Origin of the sequence: Burkholderia sp. Ap-955 (assembly GCF_011753045.1) — a bacterium.
GTDB lineage: Bacteria > Pseudomonadota > Gammaproteobacteria > Burkholderiales > Burkholderiaceae > Burkholderia > Burkholderia lata_D.
Map to the genome: position 1 here is coordinate 21,895 of NZ_VWWH01000086.1, position 9,303 is coordinate 31,197.

Below are 9,303 nucleotides of genomic sequence, written 5' to 3' on the forward strand. Positions count from 1 at the left end.
TCACGGGGACACACCATGAACGTCCAGCTCAACCATACGATCGTCTGGTGCCGCGACAAGCGCGCGTCGAGCCGCTTCCTCACCGAGCTGCTGGAATTGCCGCCGCCGACGCCGTTCGGCGCGATGCTGGTCGTCCCGCTCGGCAACGGCGTGTCGCTCGATTTTTATGAACGGTCGGGAGAGATCGCGTCGCAGCACTACGCGTTCCTGCTCGACGAAGCAGGCTTCGATCGCGTGCTCGCGCGCATTCGCGAGCGCGGGCTGCCGCACTGGGCCGATCCGGCGAAGCGGCAACCCGATGACATCTACCGCCACAACGGCGGCCGAGGCGTGTACTTCGACGATCCGGACGGCCACTTCCTCGAAGTGATGACGCAGCCTTACGTGCTGAACGACTAGTCCGGCTGGCGGGCCGGCATTGCACCGGCCGCCATGGCGTGGAGCGGGGCCCGCCTGGGTGTCGCCTGTTGCGTTGCGGACGACACCCGAGGCCGGCGGCCGCTATTCGGCCGCTATTCCGCCATTACTCGGCCGCTGCCGCCGTCTTGCGCGGACGTCGCGCGCGCGGCGCCGCCTTGCGGGCCGGTTTCTTCGGCTTGGCTTCGGCCGTCGCGTCGCCAGCCGCCTCGGCCGGCGCAGCCGCCACCTCACCGCCGACATCGCTGTCCGCCGGCTCGGCGTGCGTCGCTGCGGCGTGCCGCGCATCGCCCTGCTCCGCGTCACGATGCGTCTCGTCCGCATGCTTGCCGTGCGCGTGCGTGTCGCCACCGTGCTTCGGCGCGCCATGCCCGGCGGCGTCCGGCTTCCCGGCCGCCTGACGGCCTGCGGTCTTCGCGGCGGCGCCCTTCTTCGCGCCGGCCTTCTTCGCCGGGCTCTTGCGCGCACGCTTGCGGCCATCCTTCGCGTCGCCGTGCCCCTCGGCCACGTCCACCGCTTCAGCCGTTTCAGCCGGCACGACCGCCTCGGTTTCGGCGGCTTCAGCCATCGCCGCCTCTTCCGCGTCGACCTGCACGCTTTCGTGCATGACCGCTTCCGCCCGCTGCCCGCGACGTTGCGCATTGCGCCCGGCCCGGGCCGGCTCGGCCGCGCGCGTACCGTGGTACGCGCCGCCGTGCCCGCCGCCTTCACCGCCCGCCGTGACGTGCTCCACAGCCGCCGACTGGCGTGCCCGCGACACGAACGCGCCCGACTTGTCGTCACGTCCCACTTCGAGCAGGCCGCGCGCCTGCGCCTCGTCGAGCAGGTTGCCGAATGCGCGGAATCCGTAGTACGACTCGTTGAAATCCGGCTTGCGACGCTTGATCGCGCTCTTGAGCACCGACGCCCAGATCTTGCCGACGTCGTCCCGCTCCGACGCGAGCGCGTCGAACGTCTCGACCGCCAATGCGATCGCCTCGGCCTTGCGCGCGTCCATGTCGTGCTTGCGCGACGGCTCGTCCGGCCGCTTCGCGCCGCCGTTGCCCGCACGCTGCTGCTGTTCGCGCTTGGCGAGCGCGCGCTGCTGCTCGCGCACCAGGTCGTCGTAGAAGATGAATTCGTCGCAGTTCGCGACCAGCAGGTCCGACGTCGATTTCTTCACGCCGACGCCGATCACCTTCTTCGCGTTCTCGCGCAGCTTCGACACCAGCGGCGAAAAATCCGAGTCGCCGCTGATGATCACGAACGTGTCGACGTGCGACTTCGTGTAGCAGAGGTCGAGCGCGTCGACGACGAGCCGGATGTCGGCCGAGTTCTTGCCCGACTGGCGCACGTGCGGAATCTCGATCAGTTCGAAGCTCGCCTCGTGCATCGACGCCTTGAAGCCCTTGTAGCGATCCCAGTCGCAATAGGCCTTCTTCACGACGATGCTGCCCTTCAGCAGCAGGCGCTCCAGCACGGGCTTGATGTCGAACTTCTCGTACTTCGCGTCGCGCACGCCGAGCGCGACGTTCTCGAAGTCGCAGAACACGGCCATGCTGACGTTGTCCAGGGGTATTGCCATGTGTACTCCAACCAGTGGGCCGATGCGTTGTATGACGTAACGGCGAAAAATGCATCGCGCACATGATAGCCGGTCGGCGCGTCATTCCCGCATCAGTGTGAATGAATGGCGACCGGAATGTCGGTGTCGGTCGCGCCGCCGCGGATCGCGTGCCCGCACCGGGCAGCCCTGAACGGCGCACGGTGCCGGTACGCCCGCTGCCGGTATGCCCGATGCCGGTACGCCCGCTACCGGTACGCCCCTTAATACACACCCGCCGCATCGGCAAATCGCCATTACACTTGAGTTATCGGTCGTCCGTCCCTATCTGGAAGGATGACGCATCGAGCAAGGAGCGGTTTCATGACGACGAAGGTACTGCTGATTGGCGCGACCGGCAGAACGGGCCAGGCCTGCGCGGATCTGCTGCTCAAGCAGCCGGAGTTCGAGGTCACGGCGCTCGTGCGCCGGCACGGCTATGCGCTGGCGGGCGCACGGGTGGTCGAGGCCGACCTGACGAACGATTTCTCGCACGCATTCCAGGGCATCTCGCACGTGATCTACGCGGCCGGCTCGGCCGAATCGGAAGGCGCGGCCGAAGAGGAGCAGGTCGACCGCGACGCGGTCGCCCGCGCGGCCGAATACGCGCTGGCTTACAACGCGCAGAAGCTCGTGGTGATCAGCTCGCTGTCCGCGTACCAGCCCGAACTCGGCCCGGACGCGCTGCGCCACTATTCGCAGATGAAGCGCGAAGGCGACGATCGCGTGATCGCGTCGGGCGTCGACTACGCGATCCTGCGCCCCGGCCCGCTCACGGACGATCCGGGCGTCGGCAAGATCGCGCTGACCGACGCATGGTTCGAAGCCGCCCCGCCCGTGTCGCGCCAGGATGTGGCCTGGGCCGCGATCGAGGCGATCAAGCTGGGCATCTCGCGCAAGATCGTCGGCTTCGTCGGCGGCAGCGTGCCGATCGAGCAGGCATTGCGGGCCTAGCGGCCTCTCGCGCGCCGCCGCTCGGGCGGGCGCGTTGCTCCGTACCGGCGGCCCGCGCGACGGGCCGCTTTGCCGTGCGGGGGTCGCGCGGAGCGCCCGCTTACTGCTTCGGATGCGCGTCAGCCCACGCCTTCACGGCGGCGAGCGTGTTCTCGACGTGCTTGTCGGGCGACAGGCTCGTGTATTCGTAGAGCACCTTCCCTTCCGGCGAAATCACGTAGGACACGCGGTTCGCCTTGTCGATCGCCGGCAGCTTCGCGTCGTATTCGCGGATGATCTTCGCGTCCGGATCGGCCGCGACCGGGAACTTGCTCCGGCACTCGCTCACCGAGAACTTCGTCAGCGTGTCGATCTTGTCAGCCGATACGCCGATCACCGTCGCGCCGTAAGCCTTGTAACGGTCGACCGCATCCGCGAACGCATGCGCCTCGATCGTGCAGCCCTTCGTGAACGCGGCCGGGTAGAAATACAGCACGACCGGCCCCTGCTTCAGCGCGTCCGCGAGCGAGTACGTGTAAGTCTTGCCGCCCAGCGACGCCTGCGTCGTGAAATCGGGCGCCGCGGCACCCGGCTTCAATTCCGCCTGCGCCATCAGCGCATGGCCGGCCACCAGCGCCGCCACGGCGGCGCCCAGCAACAGTTTTCGCTTCATCTGCGTCCTCATTTCTTATAAAGTCAGCCTCGATGTAGGCCCCGCCGGCGTTCGCCTGTCGAACACCCGCGCGACCGATCCGGTCCAGCGGCAACGCCATCCGCGGCCGGTCCGTTAAAGATTCCGCACAGTCTGCCGTTATTCCTTCCGGACAACCGGTTCCAGCCCTTCACGTCAGCGAGAAACATGGAAGCCAACAGGAAACAGACGTCACGCAAGGGCTCCTGGCGCAGCGCCTTGCATACGCTGCGCCGCTTCGCTCGGTCGGGCGGCGCGCTGATGCCCGCGCGCGCCGTTGCGCCGCGACGCGACGACTCCGTGCGCAACTGGCTGGAACAGACGGTCGGCACGGTGGATTTCCTCGCCCATGTCGATCGCGAGCTGCGCTTTCTGTACGTGTCCGATGCGAGCCTGCGCTTCATCGGCTACCACCGCGACTACCTGCACACGCTGACGCTGCGCGACCTGATCGCCGAACAGGATACCGCGGCGCTCGAAGACCTGCTCGCCCGCGCCGCGCGTTCCGGCCAGGTCGAGAAGGCGACGATGTGCATCGTCAAGTCGCTCACCTACCCGCTGGACGTCGAGATCCGCGCGTTCAAGAGCCGTCACCACGGGGTCGACGGGTTCGCGATCGCGGCGTTCGACGTGTCGTCGTGGCGCGCGCTCGAGGCGCGCCTGACTTACGAAATGCACCACGACCCGATGACGGGGCTCGACAACCTGTCCGCGCTCGTGCCCGCGTTGATCCGCGCGCAGCAGGCCGCCGACGGGGACGACACCTGCGCGGCGCTGCTGCTGCTCGACCTCGACGACTACCAGCGGATCAACCGCGCGCTCGGCTACGACGCGGGCGACACGCTGCTGCGCGAGACCGCGCAGCGGCTGAAGGCGCTCGTCACGCCGAACGAGCAGCTCGCGCGCGTCGCGAGCGACAAGTTCGCGGTCGTGCTCGGCGCACCGAACCGCGCGCAGGCGAGCGATGCGGCGGACGCACTCGCACGCCGGCTGCAGGCCGCGGTGCGCGAGCCCTACGTGTACCAGGGGCAGACCGTGCACCTGTCCGCGAGCATCGGCATCGCGCTCTACCCTGACGAGCGCTCGGCGCCGCATCGCGCGCAGCACCACAGCCCGCTGCTGCGCCGCGCCGACCACGCGCTCGCGCAGGCGAAGGCGTCGGGCGGCAATGCGCTCGCGTTCCACGCCCCCGTCGACGATCCGGCCGACGCCGAACGGCTGAAGCTCGAGGCCGACCTGTACGACGGCGTGCGCAACGGCGAGTTTTCGCTCCATTTCCAGCCGATCACGCGCAGCCAGTCGGGCGCGGTGGTCGGGGTCGAGGCGCTGATCCGCTGGCGCCATCCGGTGCACGGCCTCGTGCCGCCGGCGACCTTCATTCCGCTCGCCGAATCGATCGGCCTGATCAACTATCTCGGCAACTGGGTGCTCAAGGCCGCGTGCATGCAGCTCGTCGCCTGGGATCGCCAGGGGCTCGCGCTGCAGTACGTGGCGGTCAACGTGTCGCCGCAGCAGTTCCGCGACCCGCGCTTCACGCAGAGCGTGCGCGAGGCGATCGCGCTGACGGGCATCGACCCGCGCCGCATCGTGCTCGAGATCACCGAAAGCCTGCTGATGCACGATCCCGCGCAGGCGAAGGGGCTGCTCGAGGAGCTGACCGATCTCGGCATCCGTTTCGCGATCGACGATTTCGGCACCGGCTATTCGAGCCTCGCGTACCTGCAGCGCTTCCCCCTTGCGAAGCTGAAGATCGACCGCAGTTTCGTCGAGAACCTGCTGACCTCGCGCAATGACCGCGCGATCGTGTCGGCGGTGGTCGGCCTCGCGCAGACGCTCGATCTCGAGCTCGTCGCGGAAGGCGTCGAGACCGAGGCGCAGCGCGAATTGCTGACGGAGATGGGCTGCAACCATATCCAGGGCTGGCTCGTCTGCCAGGCGCTGCCGTCCGAGGAGCTCGCGCGGCGCTTCGAGGCGCAGCAGCTGCACCTGCACGCCGCCGCCTGACGCGCGCGGCGAACCGGACAGATCCGTATGTCAATCACCGAACACCTGCCCCGCACCGCATTGCTCGACAAGCTGTGGGCCCGGATGAACGAACGGGGCGATTTCCCGCTGCTGTCGGAATCGCTGCGCGCGACGATGGCCGCGATGAAGAACGACGACCTCGACTTCACCGCGCTCGTGCGCGTCGTGCTGTCGGACTTCGCGCTCACGCAGAAAGTGCTGCGGCTCGCGAACTCCGCGATGTACATGGCGTTCGGCGGCAACATCACGACCGTGACCCGCGCACTGATGGTGCTCGGCATGGACGCCGTCGGCCACCTGGTTGTCGGGCTCAAGCTCGTCGACCATTTCCATCAGAGCACGCCGCGGCGCATCGACGCGAAGCTGGAGCTGAACCGCGCGCTGCTGTCCGGCTGCGTCGCGCGCAAGCTCACCGAGCGCGCCGAGCTGCGCTCGGGCGAGGAAGCCGTCGTCTGCACGCTGATGCGCCAGGTCGGCAAGCTGCTGGTGGTCTGCTATCTCGACAGCGAATGGGACCGGATCCGCCGTCGCGCGGCCGAGCTGAACGGCGACGAAGCGGCCGCCTGCGTCGATGTGCTCGGCGTCGGCTTCGACGAGATCGGGCTCGAGGCGGCCGCGCGCTGGCGCCTGCCCGACGTGATCCGCGCGGGGATGGCCGATCACGACCACGTGGTCCATGCCGATGCGTTCGGCAACGAGGATGACGATCACGATACGGGCCATGCGAGCGATGACGGCCCGGCCGACCGCGTCCGCTGGCTGCGCACGATCAGCCGCTGCTCGACCGACGTCGCGGGTGCGCTCGTGATGCCCGCGAGCCCGCAGCGCGATGCGCGCATCGCGGCGCTCGCGCAGCACTACGGCGCGGAACTCGACATGGAATCCGACGTGCTCGTCGAGATCGCCGAGCGGCTCGCGCGCGAGGAAGCGAGCGATACGGTGATGCGCGAGATCGTCGAGCTGCGCGCGAACGCCGATGCGATCGCGCGCGCACAGGCCGAGCCCGAGGCGTGCCTCGAGGCCGGTCTCGCGGACCTGCGTGCGCTGCCGTCCGAGCACGTGCTGACGCCGGTGCTCGCGCTCGCGTCGGAAAGCCTGCTGGCCGGCCTTGCGTTCACGCGCACCGTGATGTTCGTGCGCCACGACGACGGCATGTTCGCCGCACGCCTCGGCTTCGGCCCCGGCGTCGATACGACGCTCGACCGGCTGCGCTTCGACGAGCGCTTCGAGCCGGACGTGTTTCATCTCGCCATCTCGAACTCGGTCGGCATCTTCATCGAGCAGGCGCAGGAGCCGAAGATGATGAAGCGCCTGCCCGCGTGGTATCTCGACGCATTCGACGACACGCGCGCGTTCGTGCTGCTGCCGGTGCGCGTCGGCACGACGACCGTCGCGTTGCTGTACGGCGACTGGGCCGGCGCGCAGCCCGCGCGCAAGATCACGCAGCAGGAGATGGCCGTACTCAACGAGCTGGCGCGCGAACTGGGCCGGTTCTTTCCGGCCTGACGCGGCCGCCGGTCGCTGCCGCGCCGTTTCCCGTCATTTCCCGTCATTTCCCGCTCCCAAAAACAAACCGGCCGCATCAGCGGCCGGTTTGCTTGCATCGTGCGATCGAACGCAACGCTTACTTGAGCGTCACGGGCACGCTGAAGTACTTCTTCGCGAGGTTGTCGATCGTGCCGTCGGCCTTCAGTTCCTTCAGCGCCTGATCGAGCGCGGTCTTCAGCGCCGCGTCGTTCTTGCGCAAGCCGAAGCCGACGCCCGAGCCGAGGATCTCGGCGTCGCTCACGGTACCGCCCGCGAACGCGAAGCCCTGGCCTTGCGGCTTCGTCAGGAAGCCCTTCGAACCGGCTTCCGCGTCCTGGAACGTCGCGTCGAGACGGCCCGACTTCAGGTCGGCATAGGCCAGGTCCTGCGTCTGGTACGGCACGACTTCGACGCCGGCCGGCGCCCACTTCTTCTTCGCGTACGCTTCCTGGATCGTGCCCTGCAGCACGCCCACGCGCTTGCCCTTCAGCGATTGCGGGGTCGGCAGCAGGCCGCTGCCCTGCTTCGCGATCAGCTGGTTCGGGATCGTGTAGATCGCGTCGGTGAACGCGATCGCGTGCTTGCGCTGGTCGGTGATCGTCATGTCCGAGTTGATCGCGTCGAACTTGCGCGCTTGCAGCGCCGGGATCAGGCCGTCGAAGTCGTTCTCGACCCACACGCACTTCGTCTTCAGCTTCGCGCACACCGCGTTGCCGATGTCGATGTCGAAGCCGGTCAGCTTGCCGTCGGGCGTCTTGTATTCGAACGGCGCGTACGAGGCTTCGACGCCGAAACGGATCTCTTTCAGATCCGCCGCCATCGCGCTGCCTGCCGCCACGGCCGATGCCGCCACCACCGCGTGCGCGGCCACTTTACGCCAATCCAACTTCATCAGGTGTTCTCCTCGATACTCGAATGTTCCGGAACTACGGGCGCATGCATCATTGCAGGGTCGGATGACTACGGCAATGCCGCCGCCGCGCCGTGATGCGGCGCAACAGCCGCAAGGCCGCGATTGTACCAATCCGCGCGGCCCGATATGGCAAAGCAGCCGCCGGCACGCGATGCTGCGCTGCGGGCGCCGACGTCAGCCCGGCTACCCGTCGAACTTGCAAGACGATGTCGCAAATACGCAAGCGCGACCCGCGGGCCTTCCGCGCGGCGTGCGAGCGTTATCTCGAAATAGGAATGGTCGCCGGGCGATGCGCGGGCCGCGGGTCGCCGCGGCCACGCGCAACCGGTTACCGTCAGACGAGCGCGGCGATCGTCTCGCGGGTCGTGTCGACGACGAGCAGGCCCGCGCGCAAACCGGGCTTCACCGACGGATTCGGGAACACGATGCGCTCCTCGTCGTGCGTCACCGTGTAACGGTAGTCGCCGTCCTGCGCGAGCACCGTGCCACGTGCGAACGCGGTGAAGTTCGCGACGTCGGCGGCGACGAACAGCTCGAGCGCATCGCTCTGCTTCGTGATCTGGTCGATCACCGTGAAGACGCGCGGCAACGGAACGTCCACCTCACGAGCGGCGCCCGACACGAGCTTGCGCACCGCGCGGTCGGCCGGCGCGAAGCGCGCCAGGTCGTTCTGGCCGAACGGACGCACCTTGCCGAGTTCCAGCGTGCACGCGAGCGCGCCGCAGTGCTCGGCCGTGAAATGCGAGTACGTGTTGCCCTTCGCGGTATGCAGCAGCACGGCCGCGATCCGCGCGTCGCCGAGCCATTCGAACATCGTGCGCGTCGGCGGCATGCCCGTGTGCGGCAGCAGCGCGAACTGCTCGAACACCGATGCACGGATCGCCGTGTGCATGTCGATGTGCCAGCGCGCGGCGCCGGCCGGCGCGGCCGCGAAGAATGCAGCGGCGGCCGCTTCGAGCTGCGCGGCGCGCGGTGCTTCGCGGCTGTCGGGCACCTGCGCGTGACGGCCGCTGAACAGGCGGTTCAGGTCGTCGTCGAGATAGCGTTCGCCGGCGCGCATCGCCGGCACGTTGCCGAGCACGACGAGCAGCCGGCACGCGAGCGGCAGCGCGCCCGAGGCGAGATCGCGCACGAGCATCGACAGCAGCTCGATCGGCGCCGTCTCGTCGCCGTGCACGCCGGCCGACACGAGTACGCTCGCGCGCGCCGGGCCGG

General features: G+C 68.4%; 8 protein-coding genes. 4 read left to right on the forward strand and 4 right to left on the reverse strand.

The features are described 5' to 3' along the window. Positions 1-15: 15 nt before the first annotated feature. A complete protein-coding gene (locus F3J15_RS30315; RefSeq protein ID WP_166895857.1) occupies positions 16-399 on the forward strand; it encodes a VOC family protein in 384 nt (127 codons plus the stop codon). A 124-nt stretch (positions 400-523) separates the two neighbouring features. Here F3J15_RS30315 and F3J15_RS30320 read toward each other — a convergent pair whose 3' ends face one another. Continuing rightward, positions 524-1,981 (reverse strand): NYN domain-containing protein, encoded by a 1,458-nt coding sequence (locus F3J15_RS30320; protein ID WP_166895859.1) that lies wholly within the window; start codon positions 1,979-1,981, stop codon positions 524-526. A gap of 342 nt (positions 1,982-2,323) precedes the next feature. Here F3J15_RS30320 and F3J15_RS30325 point away from each other — a divergent pair, with 342 nt between their 5' ends. After that, positions 2,324-2,953: an NAD(P)H-binding protein gene (locus F3J15_RS30325; RefSeq protein ID WP_166895861.1), complete on the forward strand. Its 630-nt coding sequence runs from the start codon at positions 2,324-2,326 to the stop codon at positions 2,951-2,953. A 100-nt stretch (positions 2,954-3,053) separates the two neighbouring features. Here F3J15_RS30325 and F3J15_RS30330 read toward each other — a convergent pair whose 3' ends face one another. Further along, positions 3,054-3,605 carry a peroxiredoxin gene (locus F3J15_RS30330; RefSeq protein WP_069247531.1) on the reverse strand — a complete coding sequence of 184 codons (552 nt, stop codon included), beginning with the start codon at positions 3,603-3,605 and terminating at the stop codon, positions 3,054-3,056. Positions 3,606-3,884: 279 nt separating this feature from the next. On the opposite strand from F3J15_RS30330, the gene cdpA reads away from it, so the two are divergent. After that, positions 3,885-5,627 (forward strand): sensor domain-containing phosphodiesterase, encoded by a 1,743-nt coding sequence (gene cdpA, locus F3J15_RS30335; RefSeq protein ID WP_205191072.1) that lies wholly within the window; start codon positions 3,885-3,887, stop codon positions 5,625-5,627. Between the two features lie 27 nt (positions 5,628-5,654). Continuing rightward, positions 5,655-7,154, forward strand: coding sequence for an HDOD domain-containing protein (locus F3J15_RS30340; protein ID WP_166895865.1), 1,500 nt, complete (start codon positions 5,655-5,657; stop codon positions 7,152-7,154). 118 nt (positions 7,155-7,272) lie between these two features. Here F3J15_RS30340 and F3J15_RS30345 read toward each other — a convergent pair whose 3' ends face one another. Further along, on the reverse strand, positions 7,273-8,067 hold the full coding sequence (locus F3J15_RS30345; protein WP_043182082.1) for an ABC transporter substrate-binding protein: 795 nt from the start codon (positions 8,065-8,067) through the stop codon (positions 7,273-7,275). Positions 8,068-8,422: 355 nt separating this feature from the next. Next, positions 8,423-9,303, reverse strand: an 881-nt coding sequence (gene astE / locus F3J15_RS30350; RefSeq protein ID WP_166895867.1) for a succinylglutamate desuccinylase, incomplete at its 5' end; no start/stop codon positions are given.

Excerpts from the sequence above, each read along its gene's own strand:
- F3J15_RS30315 (WP_166895857.1), top strand. The coding sequence starts at position 16 with ATGAACGTCCAGCTCAACCATACGATCGTCTGGTGCCGCGACAAGCGC.
- F3J15_RS30320 (WP_166895859.1), bottom strand. The coding sequence starts at position 1,981 with ATGGCAATACCCCTGGACAACGTCAGCATGGCCGTGTTCTGCGACTTC.
- F3J15_RS30325 (WP_166895861.1), top strand. The coding sequence starts at position 2,324 with ATGACGACGAAGGTACTGCTGATTGGCGCGACCGGCAGAACGGGCCAG.
- F3J15_RS30330 (WP_069247531.1), bottom strand. The coding sequence starts at position 3,605 with ATGAAGCGAAAACTGTTGCTGGGCGCCGCCGTGGCGGCGCTGGTGGCC.
- cdpA (WP_205191072.1), top strand. The coding sequence starts at position 3,885 with ATGCCCGCGCGCGCCGTTGCGCCGCGACGCGACGACTCCGTGCGCAAC.
- F3J15_RS30340 (WP_166895865.1), top strand. The coding sequence starts at position 5,655 with ATGTCAATCACCGAACACCTGCCCCGCACCGCATTGCTCGACAAGCTG.
- F3J15_RS30345 (WP_043182082.1), bottom strand. The coding sequence starts at position 8,067 with ATGAAGTTGGATTGGCGTAAAGTGGCCGCGCACGCGGTGGTGGCGGCA.